This window comes from Selenomonas sp. oral taxon 920, from assembly GCF_001717585.1.
In the GTDB taxonomy this organism is placed as follows: Bacteria; Bacillota; Negativicutes; order Selenomonadales; family Selenomonadaceae; genus Centipeda.
This window is the reverse complement of record NZ_CP017042.1, coordinates 1522614-1541243: the sequence shown is the minus strand read 5'-3', so window position 1 is coordinate 1541243 and position 18630 is coordinate 1522614. Positions and strand designations below refer to the sequence as shown.

The 18630-nt window shown below is 56.2% G+C and carries 17 protein-coding genes; 14 read left to right on the top strand and 3 right to left on the bottom strand.

What is annotated here, in order from left to right; all coding sequences use genetic code 11:
• Nucleotides 1–100: 100 nt before the first annotated feature.
• Nucleotides 101–634 (top strand): rubrerythrin, encoded by a 534-nt coding sequence (gene rbr, locus BCS37_RS07365; protein ID WP_069180842.1) that lies wholly within the window; start codon nucleotides 101–103, stop codon nucleotides 632–634.
• A 65-nt stretch (nucleotides 635–699) separates the two neighbouring features.
• Complete coding sequence (locus tag BCS37_RS07360) at nucleotides 700–1389, top strand: thiamine phosphate synthase (protein ID WP_173862596.1); 690 nt, start codon at nucleotides 700–702, stop codon at nucleotides 1387–1389.
• 118 nt (nucleotides 1390–1507) lie between these two features.
• Here BCS37_RS07360 and BCS37_RS07355 read toward each other — a convergent pair whose 3' ends face one another.
• Nucleotides 1508–2374 carry an NAD(P)-dependent oxidoreductase gene (locus tag BCS37_RS07355; protein WP_069180840.1) on the bottom strand — a complete coding sequence of 289 codons (867 nt, stop codon included), beginning with the start codon at nucleotides 2372–2374 and terminating at the stop codon, nucleotides 1508–1510.
• A 136-nt stretch (nucleotides 2375–2510) separates the two neighbouring features.
• Here BCS37_RS07355 and BCS37_RS07350 point away from each other — a divergent pair, with 136 nt between their 5' ends.
• The 8 genes from BCS37_RS07350 to BCS37_RS07315 all read left to right on the top strand — a co-directional run bounded on the left by BCS37_RS07350 (nucleotide 2511) and on the right by BCS37_RS07315 (nucleotide 13447).
• Nucleotides 2511–4121, top strand: a complete 1611-nt coding sequence (locus BCS37_RS07350) for an MBL fold metallo-hydrolase RNA specificity domain-containing protein (RefSeq protein WP_069180839.1) — start codon at nucleotides 2511–2513, stop codon at nucleotides 4119–4121.
• 176 nt (nucleotides 4122–4297) lie between these two features.
• Nucleotides 4298–8557: a 2-hydroxyacyl-CoA dehydratase gene (locus tag BCS37_RS07345; RefSeq protein ID WP_069180838.1), complete on the top strand. Its 4260-nt coding sequence runs from the start codon at nucleotides 4298–4300 to the stop codon at nucleotides 8555–8557.
• Nucleotides 8558–8810: 253 nt separating this feature from the next.
• Nucleotides 8811–9161 (top strand): LysM peptidoglycan-binding domain-containing protein, encoded by a 351-nt coding sequence (locus tag BCS37_RS07340; protein WP_069180837.1) that lies wholly within the window; start codon nucleotides 8811–8813, stop codon nucleotides 9159–9161.
• Nucleotides 9162–9278: 117 nt separating this feature from the next.
• On the top strand, nucleotides 9279–11198 hold the full coding sequence (gene thrS, locus BCS37_RS07335) for a threonine--tRNA ligase (protein WP_069180836.1): 1920 nt from the start codon (nucleotides 9279–9281) through the stop codon (nucleotides 11196–11198).
• A 194-nt stretch (nucleotides 11199–11392) separates the two neighbouring features.
• The gene (gene infC / locus BCS37_RS07330) at nucleotides 11393–11956 is read left to right on the top strand and encodes a translation initiation factor IF-3 (protein WP_069180835.1); all 564 of its coding nucleotides are present in this window, start codon (nucleotides 11393–11395) and stop codon (nucleotides 11954–11956) included.
• Nucleotides 11943–12140 carry a 50S ribosomal protein L35 gene (rpmI, locus tag BCS37_RS07325; protein ID WP_006693988.1) on the top strand — a complete coding sequence of 66 codons (198 nt, stop codon included), beginning with the start codon at nucleotides 11943–11945 and terminating at the stop codon, nucleotides 12138–12140. Before infC ends, rpmI begins: the two co-directional genes overlap by 14 nt.
• 52 nt (nucleotides 12141–12192) lie before the next feature.
• Nucleotides 12193–12546 carry a 50S ribosomal protein L20 gene (gene rplT, locus BCS37_RS07320; protein ID WP_069180834.1) on the top strand — a complete coding sequence of 118 codons (354 nt, stop codon included), beginning with the start codon at nucleotides 12193–12195 and terminating at the stop codon, nucleotides 12544–12546.
• A gap of 67 nt (nucleotides 12547–12613) precedes the next feature.
• Nucleotides 12614–13447 (top strand): TrmH family RNA methyltransferase, encoded by an 834-nt coding sequence (locus BCS37_RS07315; protein ID WP_069181573.1) that lies wholly within the window; start codon nucleotides 12614–12616, stop codon nucleotides 13445–13447.
• Nucleotides 13448–13493: 46 nt separating this feature from the next.
• On the opposite strand, the gene trxA is transcribed toward BCS37_RS07315, so the two are convergent.
• On the bottom strand, nucleotides 13494–13805 hold the full coding sequence (gene trxA, locus BCS37_RS07310) for a thioredoxin (RefSeq protein ID WP_069180833.1): 312 nt from the start codon (nucleotides 13803–13805) through the stop codon (nucleotides 13494–13496).
• 234 nt (nucleotides 13806–14039) lie between these two features.
• On the opposite strand from trxA, the gene BCS37_RS07305 reads away from it, so the two are divergent.
• From BCS37_RS07305 to BCS37_RS07290, 4 genes are all read left to right on the top strand, one after another.
• Nucleotides 14040–15731: a putative bifunctional diguanylate cyclase/phosphodiesterase gene (locus tag BCS37_RS07305; RefSeq protein ID WP_069180832.1), complete on the top strand. Its 1692-nt coding sequence runs from the start codon at nucleotides 14040–14042 to the stop codon at nucleotides 15729–15731.
• Entirely contained in the window at nucleotides 15731–16222 is a 492-nt protein-coding gene (gene queF / locus BCS37_RS07300) for a preQ(1) synthase (protein WP_069180831.1), read from the top strand. The genes BCS37_RS07305 and queF overlap by 1 nt, the downstream gene beginning before the upstream one ends.
• Nucleotides 16222–17052 carry a pyridoxamine kinase gene (locus tag BCS37_RS07295; RefSeq protein WP_069180830.1) on the top strand — a complete coding sequence of 277 codons (831 nt, stop codon included), beginning with the start codon at nucleotides 16222–16224 and terminating at the stop codon, nucleotides 17050–17052. Before queF ends, BCS37_RS07295 begins: the two co-directional genes overlap by 1 nt.
• A 71-nt stretch (nucleotides 17053–17123) precedes the next feature.
• Entirely contained in the window at nucleotides 17124–17783 is a 660-nt protein-coding gene (locus BCS37_RS07290; RefSeq protein ID WP_069180829.1) for a TatD family nuclease-associated radical SAM protein, read from the top strand.
• A 29-nt stretch (nucleotides 17784–17812) separates the two neighbouring features.
• On the opposite strand, the gene thiT is transcribed toward BCS37_RS07290, so the two are convergent.
• On the bottom strand, nucleotides 17813–18478 hold the full coding sequence (gene thiT / locus BCS37_RS07285; protein ID WP_069180828.1) for an energy-coupled thiamine transporter ThiT: 666 nt from the start codon (nucleotides 18476–18478) through the stop codon (nucleotides 17813–17815).
• Between the last annotated feature and the right edge of the window lie 152 nt (nucleotides 18479–18630).

Below are 18630 nucleotides of genomic sequence, written 5' to 3'. Positions count from 1 at the left end.
TATTCCCGCTGATTGATATATTCAAGGAAGCACTGATAAATTCAGCACTATCTATCAGGAATTCCTTACGGTGTATTTGTTTTAGAAAAAGGAGAGCATGATGGAACTCAAAGGATCACAGACCGAGAAGAATCTCTGGGCGGCATTTGCCGGAGAGTCACAGGCACACACAAAGTATCTCTACTATGCGTCGCAGGCGAAGAAGGACGGCTACACGCAGATCTCGAACATCTTCAACGAGACGGCGACCAATGAGAAGGCACACGCAAAGATCTGGTTTAAACTCGTGCATGGCGTTGGCGATACGAAGGCAAACCTCGCCGATGCCGCTTCCGGAGAGAACGAAGAGTGGACGAGCATGTACCCCGAGTTCGCGCGCGTGGCACGCGAAGAGGGCTTCGATAAGATTGCGCGGCTCTTTGACGCTGTCGGCAAGATTGAGAAGGAGCACGATGCCCGCTATAAACTCCTCCTGCAGAAGGTGGATGAGGGCACAGTGTTCGCACGTGATGAGAAGATCATCTGGCAGTGCCTCAACTGCGGCTATGTCTGCGAGAGCCCGAAGGCTCCGATGAAGTGCCCGGTCTGTGACCATCCGCAGTCTTTCTTCCAGCAGCTTGTGCAGAACTACTGAGCCATGCGGCTTTGATAGAAAAATCCCCGCCGTTTGGCGGGGATTTTTTGTAGGAGGTTATACCCATGCGAAACAAATTCGATCTGTCTGCCTATCTTGTGATTGGCCCCGAGAATACGGGCGGGCGTCCCGTCGCGCGCGTGATTGCCGAGGCGCTGCACGCGGGGTTCACCTTCGTTCAGATTCGTGCGAAGCATGCAGATGCGCGTGAAGTGATCGACCTGACGCGTGCGGCTGCGGACGTGATTGCCGCACAGGAGAAGTCCGATACGGTTGCACTCGTGATCAACGATCGGCTTGATGCTGTGCTTGCGGCGCGGGAGCAGGGAATCAAGGCAGACGGTGTACACGTCGGGCAGACGGATATCCCGCCCGATGTCTGCCGCACGTATCTCGGCAGAGATGCGATTGTCGGACTCTCTGCACGTACGGCTGAATTGCTTGACTATGTGTCAGGCTGTGATACCGCGTGCATCGACTATTTCGGTGCAGGACCTCTGCACGCAACGCCGACAAAGCCCGAGGCGGGGCGTACGGCTACGGGGAAGATTGTGACGCGCAGCTTTGAGGAACTGGCGCAGCTGCATCGCGTGAGTCCCGTGCCCGTGGTTGTCGGCGGCGGGGTGAAGACGGGGGATTTGCCTGCGCTAAAAGCGACGGGCGTGGAAGGCTTCTTTGTCATCAGCGCCGTTGCGGGGGCGGAGCATCCCTATGCTGCCGCTGCGGAGATGGTGCGCATTTGGCGCGGGCGGTAATTTTGCGGCGCAAAGATGCTCTTTGCAGTGCGGTGTCCAGAAACAAACCCCAGCAGAGCAAGCAGAACGTGCCCACTACGTGCGTAACGAGTTGTTTGTGAGGAACACGCATGACACATCAAAACGATTCATAATACCGCAGCAGGCTCTGCGTCCCGTCTGTGCCGCCGCCGCGCTCCTCGAGGGCGCGTGCTTCGCGCAGAACCTGCTCCAGAACGGGAAGGTCGATGCCGTATTCCTTGCTTGTCTCTGCGCCGATTGTCATATCCTTGACGAAATGCTTGATCATAAAGCCAGGATTGAAATTGCCGTCGAGTGCCATGCGAATCATGTTGCTCATCTGGAAGCTCGCCGCCGCACCGCCCGAGATCGAGGCGTAGACCTTCTCGATATCGAGCCCTGCCGCCCGCGCGTAAGCAAATGCTTCACACGCACCCGCAAGCGTTCCGGCGATCGCAATCTGATTGGCTGCCTTCGTCTTTTGCCCTGCACCGGCAGCTCCCTCATAGACGATGTTCTTGCCCATCGCGGCAAAGACCGGACGCATGGCGTGGAATGCATCCTCATCTCCGCCGACGAGAATGTTCAGTGTGGCGTTTCGCGCGCCCATGTCACCGCCTGTGACAGGTGCATCGAGCGCTGCTATGCCGCGCTGCTGCGCCTCCCGATAGATACGCTCGGCAAGCGCGGGGGAGGAGGTTGTCATGTCTACAGTGTAGGCACCTGACGCGAGATTTTCAAGAATGCCGTCCGCACCGAGGTAGATCTCCTCCACGTCCTTCGGGTAGCCGACAATGGTGATGACAACGTCTTGTCCGCGTGCACATGCACCGGGACTGCTGCAGTATTTCGCGCCGCGCGCGAGGAGCGCGTCTGCCTTCGACTTCGTGCGGTTGTAGACGCTGAGTTCGTAGCCCGCATCCATAAGATGTCCCGCCATTGCAGCGCCCATGATGCCAAGCCCGATGAATCCGATTTTTTTCATGGCGTTTCCTCCGTTTCGCTCGTTGTCCATGTATTCAGTGTACCATAAAATCCTGCAAAAAGCAGGATTTTTTTGATGGATTCCGAATTTTACAGATATAAGAAAAGAAACGGTGAATCCGAAGGGAGGCTGTCTTATGCGGCTCGAATTTTTGGGCGCTGCGCACGTGGTCACGGGCTCGTGCTATCTGCTTCATGTGGGGGATCACAGATATCTTGTGGACTGCGGTATGTATCAAGGGACCCGCCGTCTGCGTGAGATGAACTATGAGGATTTCCCCTTCAATCCTGCCGAGATTGAGGCGGTCTTTTTGACGCACGCACATATCGACCACTGCGGGCGTATCCCGCGCCTCGTGCGCGAGGGATTTCGCGGCAAGGTCTATGCGACGCGCTCGACCTGCGACCTTGTCCGCATCATGCTGCCGGACTCGGCGCACATCCAGGAGAGCGACGCAGAACTGTTTAACCGCAAAAATGCGCGCCGCAGTGAGGCGCCGATCACACCGCTCTACACGCAGGCGGATGCGTTTGCCGCGCTTGAGCTGTTCGAGCCGGTCGCCTATCAGTCCACGCTGCAGGTGGATGATCTCAGGCTTACTTTCCGCGACGCAGGTCACATCCTCGGCTCTGCAATCCTCGAAATCGTAGTGGAGGAGCATGGGCAGGAGACGAAGCTCGTCTTTTCGGGCGATCTCGGTCAGCCGAACCAACCCATCCTGCGCGACCCGGAGGCGATCACGGGCGCGGATTTCCTGTTCGTCGAGTCCACGTACGGCGACCGCATTCATCGTGACTATGACAAGGAGACGGCGCTCCTCGAGGTGATCCGTGATACGATGGATCGCGGCGGCAATGTCATCATCCCATCCTTTGCTGTCGGACGGACACAGACACTGCTCTACTATTTCTACAATCTGTGGAAGGCGGGGCGGCTTGACGGAGACATCCCCATCATCATCGACAGTCCGCTTGCGATTCAGGCGACGCGCGTGTTCCTCAAGAACTATGAGGACTTCGATGAGGATACGATCGCATTCTTTGGAGAGCAGGGGACGATTCCCGCGTTTCCGCAGGTACGTATTGCGGAGACGGCGGCGGAGTCGCGGGCGCTGAACTCCGCCGAAGGATCGGCGATCATCCTGTCAGCCTCGGGCATGGCGGATGCGGGGCGCGTGCTGCACCATTTGAAGCATAATCTCTGGCGGCCGGAGTCGACGATCCTCTTCGTCGGCTATCAGGCGGAGGGGAGTCTCGGACGGCGGCTCGTCGACGGCATCAAGCGCGTGCGTGTACTCGGTGAGGAGATTGCGGTCAAGGCACAGATTCAGGTGCTCGAGGGATTCTCGGCACATGCAGATGCCGTGCAGATCGTTGATTGGATGCGCTCGATTCGCAGCCCGAGCCCTGCAAAGGTGTTCCTCGTCCACGGCGAGGGGCAGGCGCAGGAGGCACTTAAAGAGCGGATTCAGGAGGAGCTCGGCTGGGAGGTCTACGCACCGTTCCTCGGAGATATCGTGACAATGCAGGGGCGGAGCGCGAATCTCATCCACTCGAATATCCCATCGGTCTCGGTCGAGGCGGAGATGGAGGATGTCATGCGTGACTTTGACGCAGAGTATCGTCAGCTGCGCAAGGCGATTATCCGCACGGTCATTCGCCAGCCGAAGCTCATGGAGCCAATCATTCGCACGATGCAGAAGGCACGCAATTACTTCAAGAAACTCGCCGCACCATATAATATTTGATGGAGATTTAGATTCATTATTCCAAAATTGGATATGATAGAACTGTGTTTCCTACACTTGCATAGTCCTGTGAAATACGTTAAAATAGGGAAGCCTAAAAAGGCTTTCCTATTTAATATGGCTTAATTGAAGTAAATCTGTATGACTTTATACAGATTCAGATAGGTGGTGTTATTTTGGAATCCCCATTTCGTGTCGGGGTGGATGTCGGTTCGACGACGATCAAGCTGGTTGTTCTCGGGGAGGAGCATGAGATCCTCTACAAGAACTATGCACGGCATTTCTCGGAGATCGGGAAGGCGCTGCAGGAAAATCTGGAACAGCTGAAAGATGTGGTGGGCGAAGCGAAATTCTCGTTTGCACTCACGGGCTCTGCGGGCATGGGAATCGCTCAACGCATCGGTCTGCCGTTTGTGCAGGAGGTCATTGCTTGTGCCTCTGCCGTGCGCCGCCTCATACCGGAGACAACGACGGCGGTCGAGCTCGGCGGCGAGGACGCCAAGATTACGTATTTCGGCGATGCGCCCGAACAGCGTATGAACGGTGTCTGTGCAGGCGGTACGGGGTCGTTCATCGACCATATGGCATCCCTTCTCTCGACCGATCCCATCGGCCTCAATGCGCTCGCTGAGAAGGGCAGGCGCATCTATGCGATCGCCTCGCGCTGCGGTGTGTTCGCCAAGACAGATATTCAGGCGCTGATGAACGACGGCGCGGCAAAGGCGGACATTGCGCTTTCCGTATTTCAGGCGGTTGTCAATCAGACCATCGGCAACCTCGCACAGGGGCGTCCGATCAACGGAAATGTCGCTTTTCTCGGCGGCCCCCTGCACTTTCTCCCGGAACTGAAAAAACGCTTTATCGAAACACTGAAGCTCGACGCAGATCATGTCGTCGATGTGGATTACGGCAATTATTTCGTCGCGGTCGGTGCGGCGCTCTCCGATGATGCCGGAGTGACGGATATGCGGGAGATGGAGGCGTGCATTGCACGCGCGGAACAGGCTGCAGCGGCGGAGACGCGCACATCGGATATCACGCTCTTCAAGGATGCCGCAGACTACGCGGCGTTCAAGGAGCGGCACGATCGAGATCGTGTGCCGTGCGGGAATCTCGCGGACTATCGTGGACCGATCTGCATCGGCATTGATGCGGGATCGACGACGACAAAGCTCGTTGCGATCGGCAGCGACAAGCAGCTGCTCCACACGTCCTACGGCAGCAATCATGGGTCTCCTCTGCAGTCCGTCATTGATGCGCTGCGGGAGTTCTATGCCGTTATGCCGAAGGACACGCATATCGCGGGCGCGATGACGACAGGCTACGGCGAGGCGATCGTCAAGGCAGCACTGCACGCGGACGGCGGTGAGGTGGAGACCTTTGCCCATCTGCGCGCGGCACAGGAATTCTGTCCCGAGGTCACCTTTGTCCTCGATATCGGCGGGCAGGATATGAAGTGCTTCTTTGTGCAGGACGGCAGTGTCGGCAACATTACGCTCAACGAGGCGTGTTCGGCGGGCTGCGGTTCGTTTATCCAGAATTTCGCCGAGGGGCTTCACATGACCCCGGCGGAGTTCGCGGAGAGGGCTGTGGATGCCAAGGCCCCCGTCGACCTCGGCACACGCTGTACGGTCTTTATGAACTCGAAGGTCAAGCAGGCGCAGAAGGAAGGTGCGGAGGTCGCCGATATCTCCGCGGGCATTGCACTCTCGGTCGTCAAGAACGCCTTGTTCAAGGTCATGCAGATCAAGGATGTCTCGACACTCGGCGACCACATTGTTGTGCAGGGCGGGACGTTCTACAACGATGCCGTGCTGCGCGCACTTGAGAATCTGCTCGGCAAGCATGTCATCCGTCCCGATATCGCAGGCCTCATGGGTGCATACGGTGCGGCAATCCTCGCACTCGAGATGGGCTTGGAGAGGTCGACGCTTCTTGGAGCGGACGAACTAGGCACTTTTGAGACGAAAAGCAGTTCCTACCGCTGCGGAAAATGCGGCAACAAGTGCCTGATCACAATGCAGCAGTTCCCGAACGGCGAGCGCTACTTCACGGGCAACCGCTGCGAGCGCGGCATCGGCGGGGAGAAGCGTGAGGACAACACGCCGAACATCTACAAGTTCAAGTACCGCCGCGTGTTCAAACACTATAAATCTCCTGCGGAGCCGCGCCGCGGACGCATTGGCATTCCGCGTACGCTGAATATGTACGAGGACTATCCGTTCTGGTTCACGTTCTTTGATCAGCTGGGCTATGGCGTTGTGATCTCAGGCAAATCCTCGCCGCAGCTTTTCTACAAAGGCATGGCAACGATTCCGTCGGACTCGCTCTGCTATCCCGCGAAGCTCGCGCACGGGCATATTGTCGATCTCATAGAGAAGGGGGTCGACACGATTTTCTATCCCTGCGAGCCGCAGAACATGGAGGACAAGCCAGGCTCCTCGGCAAATAACTTCAACTGTCCGATCGTCGCGTCCTATGCGGAGAACATCCGCATCAACATGGACATCCTGCGCGAGAAAAATATCCGATTGATCCAGCCGTTTCTGCCGATCAATGACAGGAAGCGCATGATCGAGCGCCTCGTGGAGGAGTTCGGCAGGGCGGAAGGAATTGGAAAGAAGGAGATCGCGGCTGCCGTCGATGCGGGCTATGCCGAGATCGAAAAATATCGGCAGGACGTGCGTGACTACGGGCAGCAGATCCTCGACCGCATTGCCGAGACGGGTGAGCACGCGATTCTTCTCGCAGGTCGTCCGTACCACGTCGACCCCGAGATCAACCACGGCATCCCTGAGATGATCCAGTCCTACAAACTGCCGATTCTCTCCGAGGATGCGGTCTATCACATCCCCGTGCACGAGCGGCGGCTTCAGGTTGTCAACCAGTGGAGCTATCACGCGCGCCTCTACCACGCGGCGCAGTTTGTCGCGGAGCACCCGAACGTGACGATGATTCAGCTGAGTTCCTTCGGCTGCGGTCTGGACGCGCTCACGACATCCGAGGTGCGCGAAATCCTTGAGTCGCACGAGCGTATCTACACGATGATAAAACTCGACGAGGTGTCGAACCTCGGTGCGGCACGCATCCGTCTGCGCTCGCTGATTGCGGCGCTTGCGCGTCGGGAGAACCCCGCCTATCACGAGGCTCCCGTCATTGAACGTCCGCGTTTTACGGAGGACTGCAGAAAGACGCATACGATTCTCGCTCCACAGATGGCGCCGATTCACTTTGATCTCTTCCGCACGACGATGAAGAAGCATGGCTACAACGTTGTGATTCCGCCGATGCCGGACAAGGGGGCAATCGACCTCGGGCTGCGCTATGTGCACAACGATATGTGCTATCCCGCGATTGTTGTCATTGGTCAGCTGCTTGCGGCGCTGAAGGCGGGGATGTGCGATCCCGATCACACGAGCATCGCTCTCTTTCAGACCTGCGGTGCATGCCGTGCGACCAACTATCTCGGCGTTCTGCGAAAGGCACTGCGCGATGCGGGGTTCCCGAACGTCGCTGTCTTTGCCGTGCGCGGACTGCCGGAGGAGACGGACAGCTTCGCCTTTACGCGTGAGATGATGGTGGATGCCATCAAGGCAGCGGTCTACGGCGACCTCCTGATGAATGTCCGCAACCGCATGATGCCGTACGAGCTTGTGAAAGGATCGACACAGGCGGCATTCGACAAGTGGATGGCGCGTGCAAAGGAGGAGATCGAACACGGCAGTGTGTTCAAGTTCCGCCGCATGGTGAAGGATATTGTCCGCGACTTTGATCACATCCCTATCGACGAGGAACTTTGGAAACCCAAGGTCGGCATTGTCGGCGAAATCCTCGTGAAGTATCACCCCGTTGCAAACAATGACATCGAGAAGGTACTGATGGGGGAGGGGGCAGAGGTCGTTATGCCCGACTTTGTGGACTTCTTCCTCTACTCCGCATATGATCCGATTGCGCAGCACAAACTGCTCTCTGGTTCGTACAAGGAACGTCTTTTCGGTCGTATGTTCATCAAGGTCATTGAATTCTTCCGCGCACCCATGCGCAAGGCGCTGAAGGAGAGCCGTCACTTCCGTCCGCCGCAGTCCATCGACCACACGGCAGAGCTTGCGGCGCGTCACGTCAGCCTCGGCAATATGGCGGGGGAGGGGTGGTTCCTCACGGGCGAGATGGTGAAGCTCATCGAGGAGGGCGTGCCCAACGTTGTCTGCCTTCAGCCCTTCGGCTGTCTGCCGAACCACATCACAGGCAAGGGCGTCATGCACGACCTGCGCAAGGCATATCACGGTGCGAACATTACGGCAATCGACTGCGATGCGGGATCAAGTGAGGTCAATCAGCTCAACCGTCTGAAGCTTATGCTCGCCGTCGCAAAGGAGCGGCGGCCGGTAGAGGCGGATTCCGTGATGCAGATAAACGAAACTGCAAATCTGAGATAACGAATCTTGGGGAAGCACTGATAAATTCAGTCGTACCATCTTGGCGCACGTCATTTTATCAGTGATTCCCCTGCAATGAGGGCCATGCTTTCAAGCATGGCCCTTTTTCTTTGCAAAAATATGTTTTACGAACAAAAATTTCGCAAAAATTTGTTCGTAAAACGTTGACCGAACACCTTTTCTGTGCTATTATACATACGAACAAAAGTTTTGAGAATGTATATACGGATATTAAATGAGCGGAGGGATCGTGATGAAACGTATCGGTCTTTTTCTCAGTGTATTTGCCCTCATGTGGATGGGCATTTCTGCACTCCATCTGACAAACCCATATCTGCGGTCATCGGACTTCATCGAGGTGCAGGTGTCGCGCGGTGAGAATGTCTGGTCAATCGCGCGCAGGTATGCGACGAGGGAAACAATGGCGGAGCAGCTTGAGGAGGCGATCATCGAGGTCAACGGTCTGGCTCCGGACGGTGCCGTCAGTGTGGGGCGCCACCTGCAAATCCCTGTTCTCGAATCAGCAGAGCAGCTGCAGGCAATGGCAGAGCACAAATCCCTTGACACAGCCGCCCGTGCGCCTTATAATGACGTTACCGATTAGGGTGGAAACTTACGGAAGCATTGATTTTATCGGTGCTTCCGATTGCCTTGTCCCTGGGGGATGGATTTCCTATCCCACAGGGGCAGGGCTTTTGTATATTTGAAGGGAGAGCGTTCTATGATAAAGCTGACACTGCCGGATGGTTCCATTCGTGAGGCAGAGGCGGGGACGACGCTGCTGGATGTCGTGAAGGGAATGAGCAACTCGCTCGCAAAGAAAGCACTTGCGGCGAGCCTTAACGGGAAGGTTGTCGATCTGACAACGCCTGTGACGCAGGATGCTGCGTTTCAGGTGCTGACCTTTGAGGATGCAGGCGGCCGCCATGCCCTGCGCCACACCGCTGCACATATCATGGCTCAGGCAGTGAAGCGTCTCTATGCGGACTGCAACGTGCAGCTCGCCATCGGACCTGCAATCGAAAACGGCTTCTACTATGACTTTGACCTCGACCGTCAGCTGACGGATGCCGATCTGCGTGACATCGAGAAGGAAATGAAGAAGATCGTCAAGGAGAATCTGAAACTTGAGCGCCGCGAGATTCCGCGCAATGAGGCAATCGAGTTCTTCCGAGCCAAGGGAGAGAACTACAAGGTTGAGCTGATTGAGGATCTGCCCGAGGGCGAGATCATCTCCACCTATACGCAGGGGGAGTTCACGGATCTCTGCGCGGGGCCGCACGTCATGAGTACGGGCAAGGTCAAGGCGTTTAAGCTGCAGAGCGTTGCAGGTGCGTACTGGCGCGGCAGCGAGAAGAACAAAATGCTGCAGCGCATCTACGGCACGGCATTTGAAAAGCAGGAGGAGCTGGATGCCTACCTCCACATGCTCGAGGAGGCGGCAAAGCGCGACCATCGCAAGCTTGGCAGGGAACTTGACCTTTTCAGCATCCATGAGGAAGGACCGGGCTTCCCGTTCTTCCATCCGAACGGCATGCTCCTGCGCAACGCGCTGCTGGACTACTGGCGTGAGGTACACCGCCGCTACGGCTATCAGGAGATCAGCACGCCCGTGATTCTCAGCCGAAAGCTCTGGGAGACCTCGGGACATTGGTTCCACTACCGTGAGAATATGTATACGACCGAGATTGACGAAGAGGACTACGCGATCAAGCCGATGAACTGCCCCGGCTGCATGCTTGTCTACCGCTCGCAGCTCCACAGCTACCGCGATCTGCCGCTGCGCCTCGCAGAGCTTGGGCTCGTGCATCGTCATGAGCTTTCGGGTGCCCTGCACGGCCTCTTCCGTGTCCGCAACTTCACGCAGGACGATGCACATCTCTTTGTCACGCCCGACCAGATCGAGGGCGAGATTCAGCATACGATTGATCTCTTTGATGAGGTCTACCGTACCTTCGGACTCTCGTACAAGGCGGAGCTCTCGACGCGTCCCGAGGATTCGATGGGGTCGGACGAGATGTGGGAACTCGCGACAGATGGTCTCAGAAAGGCGCTCGAAAATCGTGGGCTGGACTTTGTGGTCAACGAGGGCGACGGGGCGTTCTATGGGCCGAAGATCGACTTCCATCTGCGCGACTCCATCGGCCGCACATGGCAGTGCGGAACGATCCAGCTGGACATGAGTCTGCCCGAGAAATTCGATCTGACGTATGTCGGCGAGGATGGGGAGAAACATCGCCCCGTTATGCTGCACCGCGTTGTATACGGCTCGATCGAGCGCTTTATCGGCATCCTGATCGAGAACTATGCGGGTGCGTTCCCCGTGTGGATGGCGCCCGTACAGGTGCGCATCCTGCCGATTACGGAGCGTCATGCGGCATACGCAGAACAGCTGCGTCAGCAGATGTTCGATCTCGGCATCCGCGCCCTTGTGGACGATCGGAACGAGAAGACGGGCTACAAGATCCGCGAGAGCCAGGTTAAGAAGACACCGTACACGCTCGTTGTGGGGGATCAGGAACAGGAGAATCATACCGTTGCACTTCGTAAGTACGGTGAGAAGGACAGCGAGACGCTGACGGTGGCCGACTTTATTGCGCTTGTGCAGGAAAAAATTGCTTTGCGCGCACAGGAGTATTGACAAGCAGCCTGTCTTTATGGTAGTATGGCATCTGTTACAAGCAGAAGCCACCGCTTCTCACCTGCGGACAGACTGTGCGTCGGGTCGAATGAAAGATATTTCAAGGGTGGCTTTATGCCGCCCTTTTCTATTGCCGGATGGCGTATATGCGTGCATCCGAACCAGGAGGTGTTCTTGCCATAAGCAGGGAATCTTTGCGAATCAATGAAGAAATCCACATCCGTGAGGTGCGTGTCACCAGCGCGGAGGGAGAACAGCTTGGCATTATGCTGACGCGCGATGCCCTTCGCATGGCGGAGGAGCAGCATCTCGACCTGGTCGAGGTTGCACCAAAGGCAAAGCCGCCCGTCTGCCGCATCATGGACTTTGGAAAGTTCCGCTATGAGCAGCAGAAACGCGAGAAAGAAGCGAAGAAGAAGCAAAAGACAATCAGCATCAAAGAGGTCAAACTGCGTCCGAACATCGACGAACACGACTTCAATGTGAAGCTGAAGAATGCGCTCCGCTTCGTCGAAGAGGGCAATAAGGTCAAGGTAACGATCATGTTCCGCGGCAGAGAGCTCTCTCATCCGGAACTCGGGCGTGCGGTTCTCGACCGCGTTGCCGAGCGGATGACGGAACTCGTGACCATTGAGCGCGGCGCCAAACTGGAGGGGAAGAACATGACCATGATCCTTTCCCCGAAGGTTACGAAGCCGACCAAGACAGTCAAACCCGCGAAGGAAGATAAAGGAGGAAATGGCGATGCCGAAGATTAAAACGCGCCGCGCCGCAGCAAAGCGCTTCAGCGTAACCGGGAGCGGAGAATTCCGCCGCAACAAGGCGTATAAGAGACATATTCTGGAGAAGAAGACGCCGAAGCGCAAGCGCAATCTGCGCAAGGCCGCTCTTGCCGATACGTCGGACTACAAGCGCATCCGCAAGATGCTCCCCTACGCATAACTGGGGCAGATACGAAGACCCCGCGTGTGGGTAGGAACAAGGAGGAAATGCAATGCCAAGAGTAAAAAGCGGTGTCACAGCACATCGTCGTCATAAGAAGATCCTGAAGCTCGCAAAGGGCTATCGCGGCTCGCGCAGCAAGCAGTTCAAGAAGGCAAACGAGACCGTCATGAAGGCGCTCTACTACGCACGTCGTGACCGCCGTGCGAAGAAGGGGACGTTCCGCCGTCTCTGGATCGCCCGCATCAATGCAGCTGCCCGTGCAAACGGCATTTCGTACAGCCGTCTCGTCGCGGGTCTGACGAAAGCCGGTGTCGAGGTCAACCGCAAGATGCTCGCCGACCTCGCTGTTGCTGACGCAGCTGCATTCACGCAGATCGTCAACGTGGCGAAGGAGAACCAGTAATACGGATAGAGGGACTGCTGTACAGAGTCGATTCAAAGGCTCGTGCAGCAGCCTTTTCTTTTTTATGATGAAGAATATACAGGAAATTACAAGTGCGGCGAATCCACTGATTCGGCTGACATCCGCTGTCGTGCATACACATCGACGTGCGACAAAAGAGGGGCTCTTTACGGTTGAGGGGCTGCGCCTTGCGGAGACGGCTGCTTCCTCCGATTGGAAGATACGGCACGTCCTTGTGACGGAACGCGCGCTCTCAGGAGAACGTACGCGTGCGCTTGTAGACACATTGATCGCACGCGGCACGAATGCGGCATGCGTCACGGAGGCGATCTTTTCAACGATTGCCGAGACGGAACATCCGCAGGGGATCGTTCTCCTGATGGAACGAAAACGGGGCGTTTTGCTCGATGCACTGTGTGTGCGCGGGCAGGCAGATGCACCGCTCTGCATTGCACTTGACCGCGTGCAGGATCCCGGCAATGTCGGGACGATTCTGCGGACGGCGGATGCGGTCGGTGCCTCTGCGGTCATTCTTCTGCGCGGATCAGCAGACGTATACAGCGGTAAGGTCATACGTGCGACGATGGGATCGCTCTTTCACATCCCTTTTGCCGAGGGGGTTTCGGCAGAGGAGCTGATCCGCTTTGCAGGAAGTGAGGGGATGGACCTCCTCGCGGCTGCGTGCGATGCAAACGCAAAGCCTCATTTTTCTGAAGATCTCTGCCGTCCTGCAATTATTGTCTTTGGGAATGAGGCGAACGGCGTATCGGAGGAGATTCTCACTGCTGCGGAACCCGTCTACATCCCCATGCGCGGGCGTGCCGAGTCGCTGAATGTCGCGACGGCGGCGACCGCTGTTTTATATGAGGCGCTGCGTCAGCGTTTCTGCACACAGACATAGAGGAAGGGCTTGGTCTGACCTGACCAAGCCCTTCCTCTATGTCGTTTCATTCCGGCAGGAGCGATACAATTCGATCCTTTGAGACCAACCCGATGCACTCTTCGACGGCTTTCCCCTGCTTGAAGAAGATGAGGCAGGGGAGGCTCATCACGCCGTATTTCTCGGCGATGTCCTGCGCCTCATCCATGTTGATCTTGCAGATCTTGATGTCCGTATGCTCTGCGGCAATCTCCTCCAGAATAGGGACGAGCATACTGCAGGGGGTACACCATGTTGCCCAGAAATCGACAATGACCAATTGGTCACTCTGCAACACTTCGCTGTCAAACATGTCTGCCGTCAGTTCTGTAATAGCCATGCCATAAATCTCCTTTGCCGCTGTGTTATTGTTCCTTGTTTATCATAAACAAACCATGTGATTTTTTCAAGCAATGTTGGAGAAAACGCTAAAAATATTTTCCATATGTGTGAATGCCTTGTCCGTATTGGATTGTTCAGTTGCGCCGCAACGAGAAAAGGTATATAATAGCAAAAAAGAAAAATCATTTTCGTAGACGAGGGTAGAAGTGTGTGAAATGCGAGGGAAGGGAATATGAGCGGAAAGAAGAAAAATGCGCTGAGCCCCGTGCTCAAAAAGCATAAGTTCATCTTTGATCTGATGAAGAATACGGCCTCTGACTATGTCTTTATGATGGATCCGACCGTCGGCGTCTTTCTTGCTGCACCGTCATTCGTTCAGACGTATGACCTCCCCGCAGAGACGATGGAAGATATCGCGGGGCTGTTGACCCCGCTCGTCTATATGCAGGATCGAAAGCCTCTGGCGGAGCTCTTCTCCTCGCTCGGCAATCTGACTGAGGGACGGGATCGTCAGCTTGACTTTCGTATGAAGGATGCAAAGGGCGATTTTTCGTGGCTGCGTCTGAAGGGGAAGATCGGTACTTCCGAGGATGGAACGCCGAATCTCTTCGTCGGGACGATCAGCCAGCTCGCGCGGCGCAACTCTGCAGACTCGGTCACGGGACTCCTCAACCGCTACCAATTTATCGAGGATCTGGGGGCGGCGCTGCGTGAGGCACGTGAGACGGGCGGGAGCGGCGGACTCCTCGTCATGGGCATCGACAATTTCCGCACAGTCAACGAGGCGTTCAACCATGAGATCGGCGATATCATTCTGCGTCAGATCTCCGAGCGCATCCTCCAGAATATCCCGCGCAAGCTTTCCCTCTACCGTCTGGACGGCGATGAGTTCGGGCTCATCTATCCGGGGGCGGATGCGGATATGCTGACAGAGTTCTTCATCCGTGTTCAGCGCGAGTTTGCACATCCGCAGATGTATGACGGGCGGCAGTACATCGTCACTGTATCGGCGGGCATGGTGTTCTATCCGCAGTCGGCGCGCGATCCGCTTGTCCTGCACAAATATGCGCAGGCGGCACTGGATGCTGCGAAGTCGGGCGGCAAGAATCGGATCAACGAGTTCTCAAAGGAAGTCTACAATCGCTGGCTGCGCTCTCTGACGATCCAGGAGCAGATCCTGCAGGATGTCAAGGCGGGCTGCCGCAATTTCGAGCTCTATTTCCAGCCGCAGGTGGCGGGAGACGATCAGCATCTCGTGGGTGCGGAGACACTGCTCCGCTGGAAGAACAGCAAGGGCCGCATGGTCGCACCGATGGAGTTCATCCGCATTCTGGAGGAGACAAAGACGATTGTGCCCGTCGGGCGCTGGATCTTCGAGCAGGCGCTGCGCGTCTGCAAGGAATGGCGGAAGCGCATACCGGATTTCCACATGAGCGTCAACATGAGCTACGAGCAGATCAAGGATCTCTCCTTCCTCGAGTTCGTAGAAGACTGTCTGCGGCGGCATGATATGCCGTCGGATGCTGTTGTGCTCGAGCTCACGGAGAGCAAGATTGTCAGCGATCTGAAATTCGTCAATGCTCAGTTCGATGTGTTCCGTAGCCACGGCATCAAGGTGGCGATGGATGACTTCGGTACAGGCTACTCTTCGCTCTCGTCGCTGAAGAATCTGAACTGCGACATTGTGAAGATTGACCGTGCCTTTGTCATACGGATTCTCGAGAACCATTTCGATCAGAAACTCGTGGAGTACACGGTGGATCTGTGCCACAGCATCGGCATGACCACCTGCATCGAAGGTGTGGAGCAGCAAGAGGAGTACGACTGTCTCGTGAAGATCTGCAAGACGGATACAATACAGGGCTATCTCTTCGGCCGTCCGGAGCCGCAGGATGTATTTGAAAAGAAATTCTTGGGGATGTAATGGCAAGAGAAAAGACACAGGAGGGGCTGACACTCCTCGGGGAGCGGCGCACAGACTACGGCTATGACTACGCACCTGAGGCACTTGAGACCTTTCAGAATAAACATACGGATCACGATTACTGGGTACGGTTCAATTGTCCGGAGTTTACGACACTCTGTCCGATCACGGGGCAGCCGGACTACGGCACAATCTACATCTCCTATATGCCTGCAGAGCGTATGGTCGAGAGCAAATCGCTGAAGCTCTACCTCGTGAGTTTTCGCAATCACGGCGACTTTCATGAGGACGTAGTGAATGTTATCCTGTGTGATCTCGTTCGCCTGATGGCGCCGAAATACATCGAGGTGCAGGGAAAGTTCCTGCCGCGCGGCGGCATCTCAATCGACCCTTATGCAAACTACGGCATGCCGGGGACGAAGTACGAGCAGCTTGCATGGGAGCGCTTGTCCATGCACGACCGCGTGCCGGAACGGGTGGATAACCGCTGATGGCGCGGCAGAAACGAATCGCCCTCATCAACGACATCACGGGATTCGGGCGTTGTTCAGTGACCGTGCAGCTGCCGCTGATATCTGCGCTGCGCGTGCAGGCGTGCCCGCTTCCGACAGCGATCCTCTCGGTGCATACGGGGTTTCCGCATCACTATCTCGACGACTATACGGAGCGCATGCGTCCCTATATGGAGAACTGGGCGGCGAATAAGCTCGATTTTGACGCGATCCTGACGGGATTTCTCGGCTCGGAGCGACAGATCGAAGTCGTATTGGAGTGTATTGCACGCTTTAAGGGGCGTGATACACGCGTCATTGTCGATCCTGTGATGGGGGACAACGGCAGCCTTTACTCCTCCTATACGCCGGAGCTCTGCGGCAAGATGCGGCAGCTGCTTCCGTATGCGGACCTGGTAACGCCAAACCTTACAGAGGCGTGTCAGCTGCTCGGCATTTCATACCCGAGGGGCGGACTTGTAACGGCGGATGAGCTCGCGCAGATGGCGGCAGAAATTGCGGCAATGGGACCGCGAACAGTCATTATCACAGGGCTTCATGCGGGTGAGAATGTGCGTACCTATCTCTATGCGGATGGAGACGGGCGTTCGTTCGACAACCCGAAGGTCGGGCGCGACCGTTCCGGGGCCGGCGATGCGTTTGCTGCGATTGTGGCAGCGGCGCTGGTGCGGGGGATCCCCATCGAGGAGGGAGCGCAGCGCGCGGCGGACTTTATCGGGCACTGCCTTGCATATGCCGAGGAACTGGATCTGCCGTGGAACTACGGTCTCCCGTTCGAGGAGTTTATGGGCGAGCTGACGGTGTTGTAGGACGTTGGCGTAAAAATAAGCTGTCGCATTGCGGCAGCTTTTCTCATTTCTGTGTATGATAGGAGAATTCTATGATTGTATATGCGACACATGCAGGCGGGCGTTATCTTCCCATCGAGGAGAGTCTTCGGGAGCAGCCGGAGGGAAAGCGTGCCGTCTATGTTAACATTACGAATGACTGCAACTGTGACTGCGTTTTCTGTCTGCGCAGCATGAAGGAGATGGCAAAGGAATCCTCGCTGTGGATTGAGCGTGACCCATCGACCAAGGAGATCCTTGCGGAACTCGACCGTCTGCCGTGGGAATACGTGAGCGAGGTGGTCTGCTGCGGCTTTGGAGAGCCGCTCATTCGGCTCGATGCCGTACTTACCGTCCTGCGCCATGTGAAGGAGCTGCATCCACATATACCGACGCGCGTCAATACGAACGGACTCGGGGAGCTCGAGCATGGCTGCGAATTCGCGGAACGCTTTGCAGGACTGCTCGATACCATATCCATCAGCCTTAACGCCTCGAATGCGGAGCGCTATCTCGCACTCACGCGCTCAAAATTCGGCATCTCCTCCTATGAGGCGATGCTGAATTTCGCCGAGCACTGCAAGCCGTATGTGCCGAATGTCGTGCTTACGGTTGTGGAGAAGGTCGAGAACAATGAGGAGATTGCGCGCTGCCGTAAGATCTGCATCGAGCGCGGGCTGACCCTGCGCGTGCGTACGTATGAGGACAGCTGAGCGAAGGAACCGCTGATAAATTCAGCTTATCAGTGATTCCTTAATGCGTCAAGCTTTGCCCCATAGAGCGGCGTGCGCTGATCCATCGCGCTGAGGAGACGCGGTACGGGCAGGACACGCAGGAGGACAAGGCAGATGATTGCCTCGGGGATGAGATAGGTCGCATTGAATACGAGGGAGTAGAGATAGGGCGACGTGTCGGGCGGTGCATACGAGCCGAAGAACACAACTCCTGAGATGTAGTGACAGAGGAACCGTCCCGCAAAGGCGAGCATTGCGCCTGCATAAAAACGCCCTGGGAGGACTGCGGCGAGCGCAAGCGCCATATAGGGCAGCGGATAGTCAAAGAGCACCTGCAGGGGATGCAGGATAAACGCGTCCTGCATAAGATTGATCATCCCATAGAGGAAGCCTGAGAGACAGCCGATGCCCGCGCCGTAGCGGTAAGTGAGGAAGAGCAGCGGCACCATCGCCCCGAGCGTGATGCTGCCGCCCTGCGGCATATGGAAAATGCGCAGCTGATGGAGCACAATGGTCAGTGCGAGCATCAGCGCAACGTTGATGAGCATGCTCGTCGTGAAGTGGATGCGGCGCATCTGCAGATAACCGAGGATGAAGATGAGCACGGCGAGCAGGGTGAATAGACTGGTCGGTTGTGCCAGCAGCTCCGAAATACTCTTGATGAATGTATCCATGGAGACCTCCTTGAGCGGTCATTCGTCTGATTTTTGAAATATGTCGTGCAATACTCCGTTTAGCATACTATAAAAGAGCAAATTCTTCAATTCCTTCCGACTTCATTTCATCAGGCTTTCATGGATTTTTTTATGTAGATATGGTAAACTGA

Bases quoted from the DNA above. Each gene is read 5' to 3' on its own strand.
- rbr (WP_069180842.1), top strand. From the start codon at position 101: ATGGAACTCAAAGGATCACAGACCGAGAAGAATCTCTGGGCGGCATTT.
- BCS37_RS07360 (WP_173862596.1), top strand. From the start codon at position 700: ATGCGAAACAAATTCGATCTGTCTGCCTATCTTGTGATTGGCCCCGAG.
- BCS37_RS07355 (WP_069180840.1), bottom strand. From the start codon at position 2,374: ATGAAAAAAATCGGATTCATCGGGCTTGGCATCATGGGCGCTGCAATG.
- BCS37_RS07350 (WP_069180839.1), top strand. From the start codon at position 2,511: ATGCGGCTCGAATTTTTGGGCGCTGCGCACGTGGTCACGGGCTCGTGC.
- BCS37_RS07340 (WP_069180837.1), top strand. From the start codon at position 8,811: ATGAAACGTATCGGTCTTTTTCTCAGTGTATTTGCCCTCATGTGGATG.
- thrS (WP_069180836.1), top strand. From the start codon at position 9,279: ATGATAAAGCTGACACTGCCGGATGGTTCCATTCGTGAGGCAGAGGCG.
- rpmI (WP_006693988.1), top strand. From the start codon at position 11,943: ATGCCGAAGATTAAAACGCGCCGCGCCGCAGCAAAGCGCTTCAGCGTA.
- rplT (WP_069180834.1), top strand. From the start codon at position 12,193: ATGCCAAGAGTAAAAAGCGGTGTCACAGCACATCGTCGTCATAAGAAG.
- BCS37_RS07315 (WP_069181573.1), top strand. From the start codon at position 12,614: ATGAAGAATATACAGGAAATTACAAGTGCGGCGAATCCACTGATTCGG.
- trxA (WP_069180833.1), bottom strand. From the start codon at position 13,805: ATGGCTATTACAGAACTGACGGCAGACATGTTTGACAGCGAAGTGTTG.
- BCS37_RS07305 (WP_069180832.1), top strand. From the start codon at position 14,040: ATGAGCGGAAAGAAGAAAAATGCGCTGAGCCCCGTGCTCAAAAAGCAT.
- queF (WP_069180831.1), top strand. From the start codon at position 15,731: ATGGCAAGAGAAAAGACACAGGAGGGGCTGACACTCCTCGGGGAGCGG.
- BCS37_RS07295 (WP_069180830.1), top strand. From the start codon at position 16,222: ATGGCGCGGCAGAAACGAATCGCCCTCATCAACGACATCACGGGATTC.
- BCS37_RS07290 (WP_069180829.1), top strand. From the start codon at position 17,124: ATGATTGTATATGCGACACATGCAGGCGGGCGTTATCTTCCCATCGAG.
- thiT (WP_069180828.1), bottom strand. From the start codon at position 18,478: ATGGATACATTCATCAAGAGTATTTCGGAGCTGCTGGCACAACCGACC.